This is a genomic window from Vibrio sp. Isolate23 (assembly GCF_022398095.1).
Classification (GTDB): Bacteria; Pseudomonadota; Gammaproteobacteria; order Enterobacterales; family Vibrionaceae; genus Vibrio; species Vibrio coralliilyticus_A.
In genome coordinates this window covers 164,967-186,667 of the sequence record NZ_JAKEUV010000003.1, presented here as the reverse complement: position 1 = coordinate 186,667, position 21,701 = coordinate 164,967, and the positions used below count along the sequence as shown (strand labels likewise).

The 21,701-nt window shown below is 44.2% G+C and carries 13 protein-coding genes; 7 read left to right on the top strand and 6 right to left on the bottom strand.

The window, feature by feature from the left end:
* The first annotated feature begins 180 nt into the window (after positions 1–180).
* The 4 genes from L1D31_RS10660 to nspC all read left to right on the top strand — a co-directional run bounded on the left by L1D31_RS10660 (position 181) and on the right by nspC (position 9,965).
* On the top strand, positions 181–4,062 hold the full coding sequence (locus L1D31_RS10660) for a VCBS domain-containing protein (protein WP_239837110.1): 3,882 nt from the start codon (positions 181–183) through the stop codon (positions 4,060–4,062).
* Positions 4,063–4,570: 508 nt separating this feature from the next.
* Entirely contained in the window at positions 4,571–7,471 is a 2,901-nt protein-coding gene (locus tag L1D31_RS10655; RefSeq protein ID WP_239837109.1) for a pyridoxal phosphate-dependent class III aminotransferase, read from the top strand.
* A gap of 18 nt (positions 7,472–7,489) precedes the next feature.
* Positions 7,490–8,734: a carboxynorspermidine synthase gene (locus L1D31_RS10650; protein ID WP_239837108.1), complete on the top strand. Its 1,245-nt coding sequence runs from the start codon at positions 7,490–7,492 to the stop codon at positions 8,732–8,734.
* Positions 8,735–8,831: 97 nt separating this feature from the next.
* On the top strand, positions 8,832–9,965 hold the full coding sequence (gene nspC / locus L1D31_RS10645) for a carboxynorspermidine decarboxylase (protein ID WP_239837107.1): 1,134 nt from the start codon (positions 8,832–8,834) through the stop codon (positions 9,963–9,965).
* Between the two features lie 37 nt (positions 9,966–10,002).
* On the opposite strand, the gene L1D31_RS10640 is transcribed toward nspC, so the two are convergent.
* Both L1D31_RS10640 and L1D31_RS10635 read right to left on the bottom strand, forming a co-directional pair.
* Positions 10,003–10,515: an ACT domain-containing protein gene (locus L1D31_RS10640; protein ID WP_239837106.1), complete on the bottom strand. Its 513-nt coding sequence runs from the start codon at positions 10,513–10,515 to the stop codon at positions 10,003–10,005.
* 186 nt (positions 10,516–10,701) lie between these two features.
* Positions 10,702–11,598, bottom strand: coding sequence for a DUF3943 domain-containing protein (locus L1D31_RS10635; RefSeq protein WP_239837105.1), 897 nt, complete (start codon positions 11,596–11,598; stop codon positions 10,702–10,704).
* Between the two features lie 193 nt (positions 11,599–11,791).
* On the opposite strand from L1D31_RS10635, the gene L1D31_RS10630 reads away from it, so the two are divergent.
* Positions 11,792–13,033 (top strand): CinA family nicotinamide mononucleotide deamidase-related protein, encoded by a 1,242-nt coding sequence (locus L1D31_RS10630; protein ID WP_239837104.1) that lies wholly within the window; start codon positions 11,792–11,794, stop codon positions 13,031–13,033.
* Between the two features lie 232 nt (positions 13,034–13,265).
* The gene (locus tag L1D31_RS10625; protein ID WP_045973853.1) at positions 13,266–13,517 is read left to right on the top strand and encodes a hypothetical protein; all 252 of its coding nucleotides are present in this window, start codon (positions 13,266–13,268) and stop codon (positions 13,515–13,517) included.
* Positions 13,518–13,569: 52 nt separating this feature from the next.
* On the opposite strand, the gene yfaE is transcribed toward L1D31_RS10625, so the two are convergent.
* The 4 genes from yfaE to ubiG form a co-directional block, all read right to left on the bottom strand.
* Complete coding sequence (gene yfaE / locus L1D31_RS10620) at positions 13,570–13,848, bottom strand: class I ribonucleotide reductase maintenance protein YfaE (RefSeq protein ID WP_239837103.1); 279 nt, start codon at positions 13,846–13,848, stop codon at positions 13,570–13,572.
* Positions 13,848–14,981, bottom strand: a complete 1,134-nt coding sequence (gene nrdB, locus L1D31_RS10615; RefSeq protein ID WP_239837102.1) for a class Ia ribonucleoside-diphosphate reductase subunit beta — start codon at positions 14,979–14,981, stop codon at positions 13,848–13,850. Before nrdB ends, yfaE begins: the two co-directional genes overlap by 1 nt.
* Before the next feature lie 81 nt (positions 14,982–15,062).
* A complete protein-coding gene (gene nrdA / locus L1D31_RS10610) occupies positions 15,063–17,345 on the bottom strand; it encodes a class 1a ribonucleoside-diphosphate reductase subunit alpha (RefSeq protein WP_239837101.1) in 2,283 nt (760 codons plus the stop codon).
* 467 nt (positions 17,346–17,812) lie between these two features.
* Complete coding sequence (gene ubiG / locus L1D31_RS10605) at positions 17,813–18,520, bottom strand: bifunctional 2-polyprenyl-6-hydroxyphenol methylase/3-demethylubiquinol 3-O-methyltransferase UbiG (protein ID WP_239837100.1); 708 nt, start codon at positions 18,518–18,520, stop codon at positions 17,813–17,815.
* 287 nt (positions 18,521–18,807) lie between these two features.
* Here ubiG and gyrA point away from each other — a divergent pair, with 287 nt between their 5' ends.
* Positions 18,808–21,513, top strand: a complete 2,706-nt coding sequence (gene gyrA, locus L1D31_RS10600) for a DNA topoisomerase (ATP-hydrolyzing) subunit A (RefSeq protein WP_239837099.1) — start codon at positions 18,808–18,810, stop codon at positions 21,511–21,513.
* The last annotated feature ends 188 nt before the right edge of the window (positions 21,514–21,701 follow it).

The window sequence follows — 21,701 nt, the reverse complement described above, 5'->3', positions numbered from 1 at the left end:
GAAAATAAAAAAGTCGAACTTTATCCGAGGGTTATAAACTTTCGTATGGACTTTTTTGTTATTAACTGGTGAGTCGATGGCGTGACGACTAAGGTTTATATCATGTATAAATGCGCGTTTTAAAAAACTTCTATCACTGGAGTAGAGGTTTTGCGCGTATTGCAGACCGAGGATCTGCTTATGAATGCCAAAACACTAGCGCCATTCTTAATGGCAAATACGACTGTTGTGATTGATATCAATGGCCAGTTAAGATCGCTGCTGCCAGGAGAAGAACCAGGGCCGGGGGAAGTCGTTGTGGTAGTTGCTCAAGGGGACACAGCAGCGACGGATATTGATGCTCAGCTTATTGCCGACGATGGGGAAACGTTCGATATCAATTTGGATAATGAAATCGCCTCCATTTTTGAACAAATCGAACAAGGTGTAGACCCAACGCAAAATGAAGATTTTGCGACCGCTGCTGGGGGGCAAAATGGTTCAAGCCCTACAGGAAGTGGGGATATTGAAAGAACGGGGGCTGAAACCCTCGCAGAGACAGAGTTTGATACCTCTGGGCTAGAGTCTCAAGGGCTGTCTGAAACTCAGAGCCTGACACTACTTGATTTAGTCGCACAGGCGTTATTTGTTGGGGATGACTCGGTCACGGTTTTTGAAACAGATTCTCCTTTAGTTGTTAATGGATTAATTGAGGCAACAGAAACGGATGTGCCAACATTTGTTGTGCAAGATGATGTTGCCGGAGAACATGGTACTTTTTCTATTGATGCGGATGGTAACTGGACTTACGTTGCCAACAGTGCGTTTGATGAGCTCAACATAGGCGACTCCTTGGTTGATGTATTTCCAATCGAATCTGCGGATGGCACTGTGGGTAGTGTGACCGTGACCATCAATGGTACCAATGACCTACCTCAATTTGTTGCGACCAATGACTTCCAGACTCAGAATGACGGTGACTTGGCCACATTTGCTTTTGAAGATGGAGCGTATACTTTCGATATCCCTGAAAATTCGTTATCAGGTGCGGTTCTTGGTCAAGTCGCAGCCGTTGACCCTGATAATGATGTGCTCATTTTTAGTATTTCAACGAACATTCAGAATGATGACGGTGAAGATTTATTCCAAATTGATCCTGATACGGGTGAAATAAGTTTTACAGATGAAGGGGCCGCTTCATATGCAAACGACTTTGAGCTATTGGACAATGTTCATCAAATTATTGTTACGGTCACGGAGGGGGATGGCATAGGTGGACCTCAGTCAGTTGACGTAGATGTGTTCTTTAATGAGCTAAATAGCGATGACAACGTCCCTGTGTTTGAAGATACAGATGAAGATGGTGGATACTCTTTCCAATACAATGAAAATTCATTGGATGAGGATGTACTTGGTACGGTCTCTGCGAGTGACAGTGATGGAGAGAATGTCACCTATAGCATCACCACGAATGTGCTAAATGATACCAATGAACCCTTATTCGAAATTGATGCGAACAGTGGTGAAATTAGTCTTACTGCGGCTGGCGTCACAGCATTCACTAACGACTATGAATTGGCGGAAAACGTCCATAATATTGTGGTGACTGCGACCGAAGATGAAGGTTTTGGTGAAGTAAAAACGACCGATGTAACTGTCGAACTGAGTGAGCTTAATCTCGATGATAACGCGCCTGTTTTCTACGATGGAGAAGAGTCTACAGAGAGCTACGCGTTCAGTTATAACGAAAACTCGGTAGACAGCGATGTGCTCGGTACGGTAGTCGCCATTGATGCCGATGGAGAGAACGTCACCTATAGCATCACCACGAATGTGCTAAATGATGCCGATGAACCCTTATTCGAGATTGATGCAAACAGTGGTGAAATTAGTCTTACTGCGGCTGGCGTCACAGCATTCACTAACGACTATGAATTGGCGGCAAACGTCCATAATATTGTGGTGACTGCGACCGAAGATGAAGGTTTTGGTGAAGTAAAAACGACCGATGTAACTGTCGAACTGAGTGAGCTTAATCTTGATGATAATGAGCCCATATTCCAAAACCCCAATGAGCAAGACGAATACTATTTTAGCTATGACGAAAACTCTACTGATGCCTATGTTATCGGTACAGTAAATGCGACCGATGCGGATGGAGAAGCGATAACTTACAGCATTAAAACCAACGTGCTCAACGATGCTGATGAAGCTCTATTTGAGATTGATTCGGGGACTGGTGAGATCAGCTTGACTGTCGCGGGGGTAATCGCTTTTACCAACGATTATGAGTTGGCGACTAATATCCATAACCTTGTCGTAACCGCTACTGAAGTCGCGGGTCTAGGCGAAGTGAAGGCTACAGATGTCAATGTCACACTGGAAGAAATCAATTTAGATGATAACGCTCCTGTATTTGACCCAAATGATGGTGACCAATACTCCTTCTCGTACTTTGAAAACAATAATGACGAATACGTAATTGGTACAGTATCTGCGACGGATGCGGATGGTGAAGCGGTTACCTACAGCATAAAAACCAATGTGTTTAATGATTCAAATGAGCCTCTCTTTACCATCAATCCGAGTTCAGGGGCCATATCCCTCACATCCGCAGGTGTCTTGGCATTTACTAATAATTTCGAAGCACTGGCGAATGTTCATAGCCTCGTGATAACGGCGACTGAAGTCGATGGTTTTGGTACACAAAAAGCTACTGATATTGATGTGGTTTTATCAGAGCTTAATGTGAATGAAATTCCAGTGGCAGAAGACTTTGATGTTGATGCTGGTGACGCCATTATTGTGCCTATTGTGTTTGACTCGGATACTGAAGCGCTAGACCACATATCTGATGAGGATGACGATTTTAATGATGTCCAGCTCAATGTGATGATCACATCACTTCCACAGTACGGAACCTTACTGTATACCGATGAATTTGGTGAAACACGTGTACTGACTGAAGCCGATCTTCATACCATTGGAGATGAGGTGGATGTTGATAAACTGTTTAACCCGGACAACATTACTTATGTACCAGGGGCTGGTGATCCGTTTGAAATTGGCTATAGCGGTGATTCAGGAGACATCGTTTTAGGTGAGGATGGTTTTTACAATTGGGGTGAATATGTTAGCGACACAGAGCGTCTTATTACACTGGAGAACGGTAATACGATTGGAATTAGCATCGCTGACAACAATGACAAACCCCTAAAACAATATACCGGAGGGGTTCCACATGTAGGCTGGGGGATAGGGGATACCGATGGTAATGGTATGAACACCCAAGAAACTTTAATTGTCGACTTTAGTGAGAATCCACTCGATGTTGTTACATTTGGTTTAGATGGTATGGGGGCTGAGTTCAACACTAATAGTAATGTTTATGTAGAAGTCACGTATACATTTGAAGATGGTACCACGCATGTCGAGCAGTATCAGAAAGATGAAGGAGACGTGGGTAATAGCCAAATCCTTTACGATTTTAGCTACTCGTCGCCAGATAATCCGATTGTACAAATGGAGTTGTCGTCAACAGGCGGGAACTGGGAGCTAAGATATATATCAGGCACTCAGGACATTACTGAAGATGTTACATTCGACTATGTGGCTGTTGACTCAGACCTTGCAGTGAGTAACGAAGCAACGGTGACTATTGATGTATCAGATTCACCTGAATATGAAGTTTTATCTGCTGAGCTCGGGGATGAGTTGACCTCTCAATTAGGTAACCAGATGATGCTTGGAGACAGTGAGGACAACGTCTTTACTTGGCTCGATTCAACCCTAGATAGTGGGACAGATGTCATTGATAATTTTGAATTAGGTAGTGATCTAATAGACCTTACCGATATATTGCAAGACGACGATAATGTAGAAGTCGCCGACTTGATCGATAAGATTGAGTTGGTTGTTGATGAAGATGATGTGGTGTTAACTGTCACAGATGAAGGGAAGGAGCAAACCATTGTTATGGAAGGGGTAACCTCTTCATTTGAGGACGCAGGATTGATAGTCAACAATTCTATTACTGATGAGCTTAATATGCTTGCTCAAATATTAAAAACAGATGCAGCATAAGAGGTTTAAAATCAACAAAAGGCTGATGCTAGATCAGCCTTTTTGATACGTTGATAAATAATCGGAAAGCCAAAAATTAAAAAATGTTGCGAACTGTTTTCATTTTGTGATAACTTCGCGCGCAATCTCGGAGGTGAGTCGCAAAAAGACATTCTGGGGGATACGCGTAGTGAGCATTCAGGCTGAGTGAACACTCCGTAGGGTAGGTATCGGCAAGTCCTTTTGTCGATAGACGGGATACTGTTGTCGCTGTAGCGGCATGTTTATGGGAAACCCAACATTGAACTCACATAACAAACAACCATTAATCAGCTTAGTTCTTCCTAAATGCCCTGTTTTGCAAAACAGCAGCATTACTGAACCTTGATTTACCTATTGAACATGTAGTCCATCGAAATGATGGAGCGATTTCGTGTACGCGCTATTTGAGTTACACGAAATGGATAACTGTACCTGCTATTTGCATTTCACGTATGGCAGGAGAATTACATTTCAAAGGGATTAAATCATGAGCACAGCCTTTGAAGTCGATAATTCGGTGAACAACACCGCTATCGCAACACCATTTTCTTCCACCCAGATTCCTGTCGTTGCAGGCGTTTATGATCTGACACCTGATCTGGTATTACAAGATCAGGCCGAGCACGAATCAGCGGTACGTTCTTATCCTCGCCGCCTTCCGATTGCGATCAAACAAGCTTATGGCGCACTGGTTGAAGACACTCGCGGTCAAATATTTTTAGATTGTCTTGCCGGTGCGGGTACGTTGGCTCTGGGTTACAACCATCCAGAAATCAACCAGGCACTCAAAGATCAGCTCGACTCTGGTCTTCCTTATCAGACGCTGGATATCGCAACAGAAGCCAAAACAAATTTCATACGCTCAGTGAAGAATTTTCTTCCTCAAGAGCTGAGCGAAAACTGCGTGATCCAATTTTGTGGTCCGTCAGGTGCGGATGCTGTGGAAGCTGCAATCAAACTGGCGAAGCAAACCACAGGCCGTAATACCATGTTTGCTTTCCGTGGCGCTTACCATGGCATGACAAATGGCACTATGGGAATGATGGGTAATCTAGGAACGAAAGCGCGTCGTACTGGCTTGATGTCAGATGTGCACTTTATGCCATTCCCTTACAGTCTGCGCTGCCCATTTGGTTTAGGTGGTGATGAAGGTGCAAGAGCCGGTATCCGTTACATTGAGCGTCTACTCAATGATGATGAAGCTGGAATCATGAAACCAGCCGCTATAGTTGTTGAGCCTGTTCAGGGCGAGGGCGGTGTTGTACCTGCGCCTGCGTTTTGGTTGAAAGAACTACGTCGTATCTGCGATGAGCACGGTATCTTACTGATCTTTGACGAGATTCAGTGTGGTGTAGGTAAATCAGGCTACAACTTTGCGTTTGAAGAAGCGGGCATTGTGCCAGACATTCTTTGCCTATCGAAAGCGATTGGTGGCGGTATGCCAATGTCGCTCCTGGTCATCAATAAGAAACATGATACTTGGCTGCCAGGTGAGCACACGGGCACATTCCGTGGTAATCAGTTGGCGATGGTCTCTGGGGCGAAAGCACTGGAAATCATCGAGCGAGATAATCTTGTTGAGCATGCGAATGTTGCTGGTCAGTATTTGCGTTTGGGGCTTGAGTCGATTCAAAAACGAGTCAACTGTATTGCTGAAGTTCGTGGCAAAGGCTTAATGCTTGGTGTGGAAATCCGCAAACCCGGTACAGAACGCAATAAATTTGGTGAGCCAGTCGCTGATGGTGAATTGACCTTGGCGATTCAGAGAGCAGCCCTTGAACGAGGGCTGATGGTTGAAAAAGGTGGACGTGACGGTTCGGTGATTCGATTCCTGCCACCATTGATCATCACCTTTGAGCAGATCGACTTTGCACTTCGAGTGCTGGAAGAGGCGATTCTGGTCGCTGGTGGAAGCCATGTAGAGCCGCAAGACGCCAATCAGCAATGGAAACAGCATTTCATTCATACCGGTGAGTCTGGCAGTGATGAGTTCAGCAAAGTTATGAATCACACAACTGCGGCAATGAAACAAGTCTTTGAACAAGTCGATGCGCCTTATTCAGGTCTTGAACCAAAGCAGTTAGAACAGGCGATTAATGCGGTTGATCTAAACAACAAAAATGCCAGCCTGACGGATGTGATCACGGACACCGCAGAACTAGTGGCAAAGAATGCTATTTTCACCCAGCACTCAAACTGTATCGCTCATCTTCACACTCCGCCGCTAATGTCGGCCGTTGCAGCAGAAGCGATGATTGCGTCTCTTAACCAGTCAATGGATTCCTGGGACCAAGCCTCTTCTGCGACTTATGTGGAGCAGAAAGTGGTGGATTGGTTGTGCGAGAAGTACGAGCTTGGCACACAGGCTGACGGCATATTTACCAGTGGTGGTACCCAAAGTAACCAAATGGGTTTAATGCTGGCTCGTGATAGGGTTGCAGACAAGCTGTCAGGACACTCTATCCAGAAATTTGGATTGCCGGATTACGCCGACAAACTTCGTATTATTTGCTCGAAAAAGTCTCACTTTACGGTTCAGAAATCAGCATCTTGGATGGGGTTAGGTGAGAAAGCGGTGCTAACCGTTGATGCTCATAGTAACGGCACGATGGATGTCGCTCAGCTAGATGAAGTGATTAGCGAGGCGAAATCTCAAGGGTTGATTCCATTTGCCATCGTTGGGACGGCAGGAACCACTGACCATGGTGCAATTGATGATTTGAATGTGATTGCCGATGCAGCGCAAAAACACCAGATGTGGATGCATGTTGATGGTGCTTACGGTGGTGCACTGATTTTAAGCCGCCACAAAGAGCGTCTAGCAGGTATTGAGCGCGCAGATTCAGTCAGCGTTGACTTTCATAAGTTGTTCTACCAAACCATCAGTTGTGGAGCTTTGTTAGTTAAAGACAAACACAACTTCAAGTATCTGCTGCATCATGCGGATTACCTCAACCGTGAGCATGATGAGTTGCCTAACTTGGTGGATAAGTCGATTGCGACGACGAAGCGATTCGACGCATTGAAAGTCTTTATGACGATGCAGAATGTTGGTCCAGATACATTGGGTGCCATGTATGACCATCTTCTCGAACAAACTCAGCAAGTCGCAGATCTCGTTCGTAGCGACGACAACTTAGAATTGCTGGCTGAGCCATCATTGTCGACAGTGTTATTCCGCGTAGCAAATGCTCAGGTAGCAGATCTGGACGAGCTGAACAAAGTCGTAAGACTGGAAGCCTTGATTCGTGGCGTTGCGGTATTAGGTGAAACCATTGTTGATGGTAAAACCGCATTGAAATTTACGATTCTTAATCCGTGCCTGACGATGGCTGATTTTGAATCTTTACTAATTAAAATCAATAAGCTAGCCGCTGAGCTGGCGTAATTAAGGTAACGGAAAACTATGGCAATTCTACAGATTGGTGCAGGCGGCGTTGGCTGGGTAGTTGCACATAAAGCTGCGCAAAACAACGAAGTACTGGGTGATATCACTATTGCATCACGTACAGTGAGCAAGTGTGAAAAAATCATCGAATCTATTCAAAAGAAAAACAACCTGAAAGACCCATCGAAGAAGCTGGAAGCGCGTGCTGTTGATGCGGATGACGTTGAGGCATTAGTTGCTCTTATTAAAGAAGTTCAACCTGACCTTGTCATTAACGCAGGCCCTCCTTGGGTTAACATGACGATCATGGAAGCTTGTTACCAAGCAAAAGTGAACTACCTAGATACCTCTGTTGCTGTTGACCTATGTTCTGAAGGCCAGCAAGTTCCTCAAGCTTACGATTGGCAGTGGGGCTACCGTGAGAAGTTCGCTGAAGCGGGCATCACAGGTATTTTGGGTGCTGGTTTCGATCCGGGCGTGGTTTCGGTATTTGCAGCGTATGCAGTGAAGCATCTGTTTGATGAAATCGACACCATTGACGTAATGGATGTAAATGCAGGTGATCACGGTAAGAAGTTCGCGACCAACTTCGACCCAGAAACTAACATGCTTGAAATCCAAGGGGACTCTTTCTACTGGGAAAATGAAGAGTGGAAACAAGTCCCGTGTCACTCACGTATGCTTGAATTCGATTTCCCGCTGGTGGGTAAGCACAAAGTGTACTCTATGGCGCACGATGAAGTTCGTTCTATGCAAGAGTTCATTCCAGCTAAACGTATCGAGTTCTGGATGGGCTTTGGCGATAAATACCTGAACTACTTCAACTGTATGCGTGACATCGGCTTACTAAGCCCAGATCCGCTGACGCTTCACGATGGTACGGTTGTACAGCCTCTACATGTACTTAAAGCACTGCTGCCAGACCCAACTTCTCTTGCCCCAGGTTATACAGGTAAAACTTGTATCGGTACTTGGGTTCAGGGCACGAAAGACGGCAAACAGCGTAGCGTATTTATCTACAATAACGCTGATCATGAAGTTGCGTACGAAGACGTTGAGCATCAAGCAATTTCTTACACCACAGGTGTACCAGCGATCACCGCTGCACTTCAGTTCTTCCGTGGTGAATGGGCGGATAAAGGTGTGTTCAATATGGAACAGCTCAATCCAGACCCATTCCTTGAGACTATGCCAAGCATTGGTCTTGATTGGCATGTTCAGGAACTAGAGCCGGGTCAACCTGTTATCCACAAACTAAAGTAAGCACTTATTGTTCTTAATTTGGATTTATAAGATTAAGCCGATGCACTAGTGTCGGCTTTGTTCGATTTTTACGGTATTAATTGGGTAAGAATATAAAATGCAAAAAAACGAACTGAAAACACCATACTTTATGATCAATGAAGATAAGTTGGTCGAAAATCTAGAAAAAGCCAAGCAACTCAAAGAAATCTCGGGTGTGAAGCTGGTACTGGCGTTGAAGTGTTTTTCTACATGGGGTGTTTTCGACATCATCAAGCCTTACTTGGATGGCACAACGAGCTCCGGCCCATTCGAGGTTAAGCTGGGGCATGAAACTTTTGGTGGTGAAACTCACGCATACAGTGTTGGATACAGTGAGGATGATGTCCGTGATGTGGCTGATATTTGCGACAAAATGATTTTTAACTCACAAAATCAATTGGCTGCGTATAGACACATTGTAGAAGGAAAGGCTTCGCTGGGTTTACGCCTTAACCCAGGTGTGAGTTATGCCGGCCAAGATTTAGCGAATCCAGCGCGTCAGTTTTCTCGTCTTGGTGTGCAAGCGGACCATATTGATCCAGAAGTCTTTGAAGATATTGACGGTGTGATGTTCCACATGAATTGTGAGAACAAAGACGTCGACGCGTTTATCGGTCTGCTTGACTCCATCTCAGAGCAATTTGGTCAGTACTTGGATAAGCTTGACTGGGTGAGTATGGGCGGAGGTGTGTTTTTTACCTGGCCGGGCTATGACATCGAAAAACTTGGCTTAGCGCTTAAAGCCTTTTCTGAGAAGCACGGTGTTCAAATGTACCTTGAACCGGGTGAAGCTATCATCACCAAGACAACAGACTTGGTTGTGACCGTGGTGGATATCGTTGAGAACGTTAAAGAAACAGCGATTGTTGATTCTGCAACTGAAGCTCATCGCTTGGATACGCTAATTTACAATGAACCCGCTTCTATTCTAGAAGCTTCGGATAAAGGTGAGCATGGGTATGTGATTGGCTCTTGTTCATGTTTGGCGGGTGATCAGTTCTGTGAAGCTAGCTTTGATAAACCATTGGAAATAGGTCAGCGTCTTCATATCTTAGATAGTGCGGGCTATACAATGGTGAAGCTTAACTGGTTTAACGGCTTAAGAATGCCTTCTGTGTACTGTGAACGCTCAGGCGGTGAAATTCAGAAGCTAAATGAATTCGATTATTCAGATTTCAAACGCTCGCTCTCACAGTGGAGTGTCGAATAACCTAAAAGAGCAGCCTAATCGCTGCTCTTTGTGTTTATTATGCTTCCACCATGACTCGAATATCTTCGCTTAAGGCTTCAAGCTCTTTAGCTACATCGTCTATCTGAACTTCGGTCGGTAACTTCAATGCGATATTCGCCGTGAACAAGCTAGAGCTAACGCCTCCACCACCCGCGATAAACACACGCTGGCAGTCCATATCTAGAATATTAATGCCTTGATTGTCCAGAACATGGGTGATCTCATTAACAATGCCCGCTCGGTCATTGGAGTCTAAGCGGACCTGATAGATGGCATCGGCATTGTGCGTATTACTTTCAGAGTCGACTATCTGGACCAATAACTCATCGTTGCTGCGAAAGGCCGCTTTAACTGCATCCGCTGACTCCTCAGGGAGTTCCACTTTGATGACTGCAGCTACCTGATTCTCAATAAAGTTCACTTTACTGATTAACCATTTTCCTCCATTCTCGTGAGTGACCGCCGCCAACTGCTTGATCGTGGCAGGGGTTGCTTTACCAACAAAGTTGACGATAAATGTGCAATTCATAATGTGCCTCCTGAATGCAAGCATTTCTTTTTATAGAACTAAATTGAGTGTAGGAGTCGCAGGAAAGTTAGGTTTGATTCAGGTCAAATTTTAGCCTTGTCTCCTAGGTTATGGGGATAATATTGTGCAGCAGGCATAAAAAAGCGGCAACTGAGTGCCGCTTTTTCAATGACTGTTGAATTCAGGTTAAAAGCTGATTTTCATTTCTACGCCATAGAAAACGCTGTCGTAGCTGGCACCAGCATCCATTGCAAATTTCGCGGCCCCCTGATTACCAAACCAAGGTTTACTATTATATTGAAATTCAGCGCTGCCGCCCCAAGCATTGCTTACCCAGCCGTGGATGTGCCCAACAGGGTTAAGGAAGAACAAGGTTACGTCACCCATGGTTTGAGATCCCCAAACTTCACCGCCAGTCGCGACGATGTCTTGCTCTGCCTCAAACATCATCTCACCAACAACGGCACCAAAGAAGGGCGTTATGAAGAGATCTTGCCATGATGGGACTTCAGCAAAGGCCTCTACACCATATTCCCAGAAGAAGGTAGAGAGAGTGGCAGAGTATAAAAAAGATTCAAATTCATTGAACCCAGCGTGACGGGCTGCTGTATAGTAAACACCACCAAAATAAGGGTGCATGACATAGTTTAAGAAATGGTCATCTCGGTCCCAAACCGGTCCTGAGGTTACATTATCTTTCCATTTTGTACCTAAACCACTCAAATCACGATCTTCTTCATCCCATTTTGTTATGGATTCCGGCAGTAGTGTCATCAAGCCAACTGTCGCAACACTAAGACCTAAAATGGTGTAAGTTTGGCCTTTGAGGTAATCCCAATCTTTCTCACTTTGTACAGTGAGATATCTAGGGAGTTCTGGCTCTTCAAGTTTTAATTCACTTTCTGTTAAACCTAAGGCATAACTATTGCTAGGCTTATAGGAATAAGAGTTGCTGAAAAGACTGTAGTTTTCGGTGTTATCTACGGTATAAGAGAACTCAATATGTTGAGGAGAATCGTAGATATTGGCATTGGCGCAAGCAGAAGCCAACAACATCAAAGCGGTGATGTGTTTTTTGTACACGGATAAACTCCACAGTCTATATCTTATTATGATCAGGCTCACAATTATCCATTAAAGCAAGAGGAATGGAAACCGGAAATTGTCTTAATTAAGAAACTTAGTTTCTTAATTACACTCAAACAATGAAAACATGCAGTTTGATTGTCTTTGTTTGTGACATAAAACCAAAGGCTTCCTGAAAGGAAAAATAATTATGTTGAAAATAGCGATGTTAAGTACCGGTGAAGAAGTCCTTCACGGCGATATCGTTGATACTAATGCGGCTTGGTTGTCAGAAAAATTCTTTCAACAAGGCTTTTCCCTATCGAAACGTTCAACGGTTGGTGATAGCCAGTCAGCGCTGGTTGAAGAGCTGATGATGTTGAGCTTTAACTGTGATGTTGTCATTGTAAATGGTGGATTAGGCCCAACCACGGATGATCTTAGTGCAGAAGCAGCAGCGCAAGCCTCGGATAAGGAGTTAGAGCTTTATCCTGAATGGCTAGAGAAGTTGGAGCAGTTTTTTAGTGCTCGCGGTGTTGCAATGCCAGAAAGTAATCGTAAGCAAGCTATGTTGCCACAAGGATCGGTAATTCTGGATAATCCAATCGGTACTGCTTGCGGTTTTTTGTTGAACTTTAACGATTGTGATTTTTACTTTACTCCTGGCGTACCAAGCGAATTTAAGTTGATGACAGAGTCTCAGATTTTGCCACACCTGAAACAGAAGTATGCTGACGTTACCGGTTATGAATGTAGCAAACTTCATACCTTTGGGACCTCTGAGTCCGCGTTGTCAGATAAACTTGATAAAGTGCAGCTACCCGAAGGCTATTTCTTAGGTTACCGTTCCTATCTGCCTTATATTGAAGTCAAATTATTTGGCCCTAAAGGTGATTTAGATAACCGCGTTAAGTTACTTCAGCTGGTTTTCAACTTGATAGAAAGTAACGTGGTGAGCGTTGATGAATCAATGCAAGAGAATGTCGGCCATTTGATTCTCGAGAAAAAGCTGTCGATTTCGACTGCGGAGCAATCGACTCACGGTAGTTTGTCGCAATGGCTTCACTCAAACGAAGAAGCGGCTAATTACTGCGGCCATGGGTGGGTACTCGGTAATAAAGTGGATGTCGGGAACAGTGATAACGATGAACTTGCTGCTGCGTTTGCACTTGCAGGTGCGACCAAAGATAAATGTGCGACCGATATAGCCATCGCTACAGGTAAAGTAACAGAAAGAACTTTTTCAGTGGCTATGTCGGCAAGAGAAGGGGAGTGGGGGCAGACACTCACCTTTAACCGAACGTTTTCTAGAACTGACCAAACGACCATTATCACGACAGTCGCAGCTGATATGTTGAGACGCTATCTCTCAGGAAAAACCATGTTTCCGAATTACAGTTCACTGACCAGGGAAAAAGAAATGTATGTCCCTCAAAGTGTTATTGCTGGCTAGAACAAGCTTAAAAAACTGTCAAACTCCTACCGAGCAGCATGCAGTAATAAGTGAATGAATATGTTTCTTATTACTCGCATGCTTTCATAAATATTTCTTAGAAGAAAATCATCTATCGCTTAAATTGATGATTTTAAATAGATGCCAACTTTGTCGCTTATTTGCAACGTGCATTTGTTTCAATTGTGCTTAAAATGATAGTTCGTCGCGGGTTTTGCTCAGGGAGGTAAGCATGTTCCATCATTCAAAAATAATGGTTTGGTATCAGGTGGCGAGTCAGAAAGTTGTTTTAGGAGAGGCGCTTAGCGATGATAATCAGGACGTTATTTCTATGTGGCTCCATGCTCCGGAAGAAAAAAATCAAGAAAATTCATTAGGCTACCGCTTGTCTTTATTCGATGATGACGGACGAGAGATTGCCGACAAAGCAGTGTCCATGTTGACCGCCGATGAGTTCTTATCCGGTATTCAGATTCGTGCCTAAATAATAAAATAAAACCCGGCATAACAAGCCGGGCTTTTTATAATTTGCATAGTTATGCGCGTTTTTCTTTTAACGCATAATTTACGCTTTCAATTTCAATGTCGGATTTAGCCTTGCAAATACAAGGTAATATCTCATCACTTTGCGTATATGCCATTGCAAAACCAACGTATTCCACTGCACCTTTGACTAGCTTGCAGCGGCAAGCGCCACAATGCCCGTCTCGGCAGTTGTATTCAGGTTCAATTCCTGCCTTTTCCATTGTTTCGAGAATGGTGTTAGAAGGATTAGACTGAATCGCAGTGATCCCATTGATTTTTATGTTGGGCATTACAGCTCGAAATCCTTAAAGTCGTCTGCGCGCACATCACTATCAATCTGACCGACTAGGTAAGAGGATATCTCTGCTTCTTGTGGAGCTACCTGTACGTTATCGGAAGATAACCACGCATTAATCCATGGGATAGGGTTGGAGGTCGCTTCTGGATATGCGGCATCCAGCCCTACTGCTTGCATACGGATGTTGGTGATGTACTCAACGTACTGACAAAGAATGTCCTTGTTTAGACCAATCATAGAGCCATCTTTGAAAAGGTACTCTGCCCATTCCTTCTCTTGCTCTGCGGCTGCTTTAAATAGATCAAAACATTCCTGCTTACATTCTTCAGCTATCTGCATGAAGGAGAAATCATCCTGGCCGTTACGCAGCAAGTTAATCATGTGCTGTGTACCTGTTAGGTGAAGGGCTTCATCACGTGCGATAAGCTTAATGATCTTCGCGTTACCTTCCATCAGTTCACGTTCTGCAAATGCAAATGAACAAGCAAAGCTGACGTAGAAACGGATGGCCTCTAGCGCATTTACAGACATCAAACATACGTACAGCTTCTTTTTCAATTCGTGAAGGCTGATTTTAACGTCTTCACCATTGATAGTATGTGTACCTTCGCCGTAACGATGGTAGTCATTCGTCATTTGGATCAGGTCGTCGTAGTATTGCGAAATGTCTTCTGCACGCTTTAGGATGTGCTCGTTTTCGACGATATCATCAAATACTAAGCCTGGGTCGTTTACGATATTACGTATGATGTGTGTGTAAGAACGCGAGTGGATTGTTTCAGAGAACGACCAAGTTTCGATCCACGTCTCTACTTCAGGTAGTGAGACTAATGGAAGTAGCGCGACGTTTGGACTACGGCCTTGGATAGAATCCAGAAGAGTTTGGTACTTCAAGTTTGAGATGAAGATATGCTTCTCATGCTCTGGAAGTTTGTTGTAGTCGATGCGATCGCTTGATACGTCAACTTCTTCTGGGCGCCAGAAGAAAGACAGCTGCTTTTCGATCAGCTTTTCGAAGATTTCGAATTTTTGCTGGTCATATCGAGCTACGTTTACGGATTGACCTAAGAACATTGGCTCTTTTAGTTGGTCATTTTTGTTTCGGTTAAAAGTACTGTAAGCCATGATGCCTCAATTCCTTTTAAGCCCCTCTCAGAGGGGCAAATAATCTGTTAAGCCTTGCTAATCCAATCGTTGGATTAGTGATTAGATCTTACAACCGCCGCCTGCACAATCGTCATCTTGTGGTTGTACTGCGTCTTTCTGGTCATCACTCGCGCCATCACGAGTGTTATGGTAGTAAAGTGTCTTCACACCATATTTATACGCAGTCAAAAGATCTTGTAGCAGTTTCTTCATTGGCACTTTGCCACTTTCAAAACGGCTAGGGTCATAGTTAGTGTTAGCTGAAATTGCCTGATCGACAAACTTCTGCATGATACCAACCAGATGTAGATAACCATCGTTAGAACCAATGTTCCAAAGAAGCTCGTAGTTATCTTTGTATTCAGTGAATTCAGGCACAACCTGTTTCAAAATACCGTCTTTCGATGCTTTAACTGACACGTAGCCGCGTGGTGGCTCGATGCCGTTTGTTGCGTTCGAGATCTGAGAAGACGTTTCAGAAGGCATCAAAGCAGTCAGTGTTGAGTTACGTAGACCATGAGTCATGATCTCTTCTCGCAAACCGTCCCAATCGTAATGAAGAGTTTCATCACAAACTAGGTCAACATCTTTTTTGTACGTATCAATTGGAAGCAAGCCTTTCGCGTAGTTGGTCTCGTGGAAAGAAGGGCATTTACCTTGTTCTTTTGCCAGAGCAACAGATGCTTTGAGCAGGTAGTATTGCATCGCTTCAAAAGTACGGTGTGTTAGGCCGTTTGCACTGCCGTCAGAGTACTTCACGCCATTCTTAGCTAGGTAGTAAGCGTAGTTAATCACACCTACACCCAGAGTACGGCGGTTCATCGTTGATTTGTATGCCGCTGGAAGTGGGTAGTCTTGATAATCCAGCAGAGCATCAAGTGCTCGAACAACCAACTCAGACAGCTCTTCGAAATCATCCAGAGACTTGATGGCCCCCAAGTTGAACGCTGAAAGCGTACATAGAGCAATTTCACCAGAGTCATCTTCTACGTTAGTCAGTGGCTTGGTTGGAAGAGCAATTTCCAAACATAGATTCGACTGACGAACAGGCGCCACCTCTGAATCAAATGGGCTGTGCGTATTACAGTGGTCTACGTTTTGAATGTAGATACGACCAGTTGAAGCGCGCTCTTGCATCAAGATAGAGAACATCTCGATAGCTTTAACGGTTTCTTTCTTGATTGACGGATCGTTTTCGTACTTAACGTACAGACGTTCAAACTCGTCTTGATTCTCAAAGAACGCATCGTATAGGCCCGGCACGTCTGACGGAGAGAATAAGGTAATATTTCCGCCTTCAACCAAACGCTGATACATCAGGCGGTTTAGCTGTACACCGTAATCCATATGACGAACACGGTTCTCTTCTACACCACGGTTATTCTTAAGCACCATCAATGCCTGAGATTCACCATGCCATAGAGGGTAGAATACGGTTGCTGCGCCACCACGAACACCACCTTGAGAACAACATTTTACTGCTGTTTGGAAGTACTTGTAGAAAGGGATACAGCCTGTATGGAAAGCTTCACCGTTACGGATCTCTGAGCCTAGCGCACGAATACGACCAGCGTTGATACCAATACCTGCACGTTGTGAAACGTAGCGCACAATAGAGCTTGCTGTCGCATTGATGGAATCTAGGCTGTCTCCACACTCAATCAAGACACACGAACTGAATTGGCGGGTCGGAGTACGTACACCAGACATGATCGGTGTCGGTAGGGAAATCTTGAACGTTGACGTTGCATCATAGAAACGCTTGATGTAATCAAGACGAGTTTCTTTTGGATACTTAGCAAACAGACAGGCAGCTACAAGGATATACAGGAACTGAGCGCTTTCGTAGATTTCGCCTGATACACGGTTCTGGACGAAGTACTTACCTTCCAGCTGTTTCACCGCAGCGTATGAGAAATCTAGGTCACGTTTATGATCTATGTACGCATCGAGTTCATCCAGCTCAGCTTTTGTATAGTCTTCCAAAATGTGCTGATCGTATTTGCCTTTATCGACGAGCTTCGCCACATGGTCATAAAGCGTTGGTGGCTCGTACTGGCCGTATGCTTTTTTACGCAGGTGGAAAACGGCCAGTCGAGCCGCTAGATATTGATAGTCTGGTGTTTCTTCAGAGATCAAATCGGCCGCTGATTTGATGATAGTCTCATGGATATCTGTTGTTGTGATTCCATCGTAGAACTGAATGTGAGCGCGAAGTTCTACTTGAGAGACAGACACATTATCTAGACCTTCCGCAGCCCAAGTAATGACTCTGTGGATCTTTTCTAGATCAATATTTTCTTTGCGGCCGTCACGTTTGGTAACGGTTAGTTGTTGGTTCATTCTGCTTAATTTCCCTAACAAAACTGATAAAAGCCGTGTTTTCGTGTAATTCTTGTAAAAATTGTTCCGGCTTTGTGATCAAAGTCTATCTATATATTGTAGTCCAAACACAACATATAGGGGTGCATTGCTGTGCGAGTTACAAGATAGTGCTATCTATGGTGCTTTTCAAGTTACAGATCTTGGATGACTTGTGGATAACTAACAAAATTGAAAATTTCAGTAAGTGAATACTAACCGATGGGATTAGAGTCTAATTGATTGTATAAAATTACCGTTTTAGGATCGGTTTATAAGTAACCACAAACAAAAAAAAATTCCTTGATCTTTCAGTCATTCTGAGCGTGATTTTGAGTCTGTATATTTTGGAATCAGAGCCCCAAAAATGGGCGAAAAACAACAAAAAAAGCGGGGTATATATACCACCGCTCTCTATAGGTTAGTCACATGAATAGTATGTCTAAATATTAAAACTTTTGCGTATGAACGATATAGTTGACGTCAACTTTGTTACCGAGTTTATAGGTATCCGTGATGGGATTATAGTGTAATCCAGTAATTCCCATTTCGGTTAGGTCGGTATGGTCAATCATTTTTATCAACTCCGCTGGGCGGATAAACTTCTCATGATCGTGGGTACCTTCGGGAACAATGCGCAATAGCTTTTCTGCGCCAACGATAGCAAATAGGTACGATTTAAAATTGCGATTCAATGTTGAGAAAAAAACATGGCCGCCGGGTTTAACCAAAGCTGCACATGCGCTGATGACCGACTGAGGGTTTGGAACATGCTCCAGCATTTCCATGCAAGTCACGACATCATATTTTCCTGGGTGTGCATCAGCGTGATCTTCAATTGTGCTCTGAATATAAGTCAGCTCAGTACCGGTTTCCAGTGCATGCAATCGAGCCACCTCAAGCGGCTCCTTACCCATATCAAGTCCAGTCACTGTTGCGCCTTCTTTCGCCATACTCTCAGCAAGAATACCTCCACCACAGCCAACATCGAGGACGGTTTTGCCAAACAAACCATCGGCATTATCCAGAACGTAATTGAGACGTAGCGGGTTAATTTGATGGAGTGGCTTGAATTCTCCCTCCAAATCCCACCATCGAGAGGCCATTTCTTCAAACTTCTTAATTTCGTTTGGATCGACATTTTGTGACTGGGTCATAACTACTCTACTTAGCAACCGGCTTCCTTGAAACTGGAAGGCATTATAACTCCTAACTCTCAACACTCCATAGACAGGATCACTTTTCTCTTGAGGTGGTGAAAATATAACCATTAATCAGCAAGATAAAACTAGAGTGTGCAATTTCTCAGCATTTGATTCACAACCAAGCTCACAACCTGATAAAAGGAGAGGGAAAGTAATGCCGAACTGTTGATTTGTGTGTTATATTTTTGCACCTTAAACGTATTGTACATACGATCTATAAATAGAGGGATATTGGCTCTATGAGCGATCTAGCTAAAGAGATCACGCCCGTAAACATTGAAGATGAGCTTCGTGGTTCGTACCTTGACTATGCGATGTCCGTTATCGTTGGTCGTGCTCTTCCTGATGTGCGTGATGGCCTAAAGCCTGTACACCGCCGCGTTTTGTTCGCGATGAATGTGCTAGGTAATGACTGGAATAAACCATACAAAAAATCTGCCCGTGTTGTTGGCGACGTAATCGGTAAATATCACCCGCACGGTGATAGCGCTGTGTACGATACTATCGTACGTATGGCTCAGCCGTTCTCATTACGTTATATGCTTGTTGATGGCCAAGGTAACTTTGGTTCCATTGATGGTGACTCAGCGGCGGCAATGCGTTATACCGAAGTTCGCATGGCGAAGATCGCCCATGAGCTTCTGGCTGACTTAGATAAAGAAACCGTTGATTATGTACCTAACTATGACGGTACAGAGCAAATCCCTGCGGTTCTTCCGACAAAAATTCCTAACCTGCTGGTTAACGGTGCTTCTGGTATCGCAGTAGGTATGGCAACCAACATTCCTCCTCACAATTTAACTGAGGTGATTGATGGCTGTCTTGCATACATCAATAATGAAGATATCACTATTGATGAGCTTATGGACTACATTCCGGGTCCTGACTTCCCGACAGCGGCGCTTATCAGTGGCCGTAAAGGTATCGTAGACGCGTACAAGACTGGTCGCGGTAAAATTTACATGCGATCTAAAGCGGAAGTTGAAGCAGACAAGAATGGCAAAGAGACCATTATTGTTACCGAGATTCCATATCAAGTGAACAAAGCTCGTTTGATTGAGAAGATCGCAGAGCTTGTAAAAGATAAGAAAGTTGAAGGCATCAGCGCACTGCGTGACGAGTCTGATAAAGACGGTATGCGAATTGTTATCGAGTGTAAGCGTGATGCGGTAGGTGAAGTGGTTCTAAACAACCTATACGCTAACACTCAATTACAAACGACTTTCGGCATCAACATGGTTGCACTGAACAATGGTCAGCCGCAGCTATTCAATCTGAAAGACATGTTGAAGTGCTTCGTTGATCACCGCCGTGAAGTGGTGACTCGTCGTACTATCTATGAATTGCGTAAAGCACGTGAGCGTGCACACATCCTTGAAGGTCTTGCTTTAGCACTGGCCAACATTGATGAGATCATTGACCTTATCCGTAAAGCGCCAACACCGGCAGAAGCGAAGGCTGGCCTTGTTGCTCGTGGATGGGATTTGGGTAATGTTGCAGCAATGCTTGAACGAGCAGGTACCGATGCAGCTCGCCCTGAATGGCTAGAAGACCAATATGGTATTCGTGATGGTCAGTACTTCTTAACTGAGCAGCAAGCGCAAGCAATTCTTGACCTACGTCTACACAAATTGACCGGTCTTGAGCACGAGAAGATTCTTGATGAGTACAAAGCGCTACTAGATGAAATTGCAGAGCTAATGCACATTCTTGCAAGCACTGAGCGTTTGATGGAAGTCATCCGTGAAGAGCTAGAAGCCGTTCGTGACAGTTTTGGTGATGCACGCCGTACTGAAATTACAGCAGCAAGCCATGACATTGACATGGAAGAGCTGATTGCGCGCGAAGATGTGGTTGTGACCCTTTCGAACGCAGGTTACGTTAAGTACCAAATCCTAAGCGATTATGAGGCTCAGCGTCGTGGTGGTAAAGGTAAGAGTGCAACTAAGATGAAAGACGAAGATTATATCGAACGTCTTCTCGTTGCGAATACTCACGACAACATCTTATGTTTTTCCACTCGCGGTAAAACTTACCGTCTGAAAGTCTACCAATTACCGTTAGCAAGTCGTACAGCGCGTGGTAAGCCAATCGTCAATATTCTTCCTCTTGAAGAAGGCGAACGTATTACCGCGATTCTACCTGTTTCAGAATTTAGCCCAGAGAAGTTCATCTTCATGGCCACCGGTGATGGAACGGTTAAGAAGACGTCTTTAGATCAGTTTGCGAACGTACGTTCTAATGGTCTGATTGCGGTCAACCTACGAGAAGATGATTCGTTAATTGGTGTAGATATCACTAACGGCGAAAACGAAATCATGCTGTTCTCTAAAGCGGGTAAAGTGGTTCGCTTTAAAGAAGCTGAAGAGATTCCAGTACTTGACGAAAATGGTAAACCAGTTCTTGATGAGAATGGTCAGCCAGAGATTAAGTTTAAAGGTGTTCGTCCTATGGGCCGTACCGCCTCTGGTGTCCGTGGTATGAAACTGGCTGAAAATGACCAAGTTGTATCACTTATTGTTCCTTCGCGCGAAGGTGATATTCTGACTGTTACACAAAACGGTTATGGTAAACGTACAGCACTTAGCGAGTACCCGACAAAAGGTCGTGGCACTCAAGGTGTAGTTTCTATTAAAGTCTCTGAGCGAAACGGCCCGGTAGTTGGTGCTATCCAGGTTGTTGAAGGTGATGAAATGATGATGATCACCGACGCTGGCACGTTAGTACGTACTCGTGTGGGTGAAGTTAGCCAGGTTGGTCGTAATACGCAAGGTGTTACTCTTATCCGAACTGCCGAAGACGAGAACGTTGTAGGTCTGCAGCGTATCGATGAAGTTGAAGAAGTGGACTTACCAGAAGGTGAGGAAATGGAAGGTCAGGAAGGGGAAACGGCCCAAGCTGCACCAGAATCAACCTCAGAGACGGATACAGACGAACAAGAATAATCGCTGATATTATCTTCAAAGCCGGGCAGTGACCCGGCTTTTTTATATCTAGAGTTTTAGTTAAGTAACCAATAGTAAAGGTGAAATGGACCTCTCATTATTTAAAATATACAGCCAAACTTAGAGAGCAAATAGGCTGTTTATAAATTATTGATAACACCATTAGTGACAAAGGTATGACGCCAAAA

Bases quoted from the DNA above. Each gene is read 5' to 3' on its own strand.
- L1D31_RS10640 (WP_239837106.1), bottom strand. From the start codon at position 10,515: ATGAATTGCACATTTATCGTCAACTTTGTTGGTAAAGCAACCCCTGCC.
- L1D31_RS10630 (WP_239837104.1), top strand. From the start codon at position 11,792: ATGTTGAAAATAGCGATGTTAAGTACCGGTGAAGAAGTCCTTCACGGC.
- nspC (WP_239837107.1), top strand. From the start codon at position 8,832: ATGCAAAAAAACGAACTGAAAACACCATACTTTATGATCAATGAAGAT.
- L1D31_RS10650 (WP_239837108.1), top strand. From the start codon at position 7,490: ATGGCAATTCTACAGATTGGTGCAGGCGGCGTTGGCTGGGTAGTTGCA.
- nrdA (WP_239837101.1), bottom strand. From the start codon at position 17,345: ATGAACCAACAACTAACCGTTACCAAACGTGACGGCCGCAAAGAAAAT.
- yfaE (WP_239837103.1), bottom strand. From the start codon at position 13,848: ATGCCCAACATAAAAATCAATGGGATCACTGCGATTCAGTCTAATCCT.
- L1D31_RS10625 (WP_045973853.1), top strand. From the start codon at position 13,266: ATGTTCCATCATTCAAAAATAATGGTTTGGTATCAGGTGGCGAGTCAG.
- nrdB (WP_239837102.1), bottom strand. From the start codon at position 14,981: ATGGCTTACAGTACTTTTAACCGAAACAAAAATGACCAACTAAAAGAG.
- gyrA (WP_239837099.1), top strand. From the start codon at position 18,808: ATGAGCGATCTAGCTAAAGAGATCACGCCCGTAAACATTGAAGATGAG.
- ubiG (WP_239837100.1), bottom strand. From the start codon at position 18,520: ATGACCCAGTCACAAAATGTCGATCCAAACGAAATTAAGAAGTTTGAA.
- L1D31_RS10655 (WP_239837109.1), top strand. From the start codon at position 4,571: ATGAGCACAGCCTTTGAAGTCGATAATTCGGTGAACAACACCGCTATC.
- L1D31_RS10660 (WP_239837110.1), top strand. From the start codon at position 181: ATGAATGCCAAAACACTAGCGCCATTCTTAATGGCAAATACGACTGTT.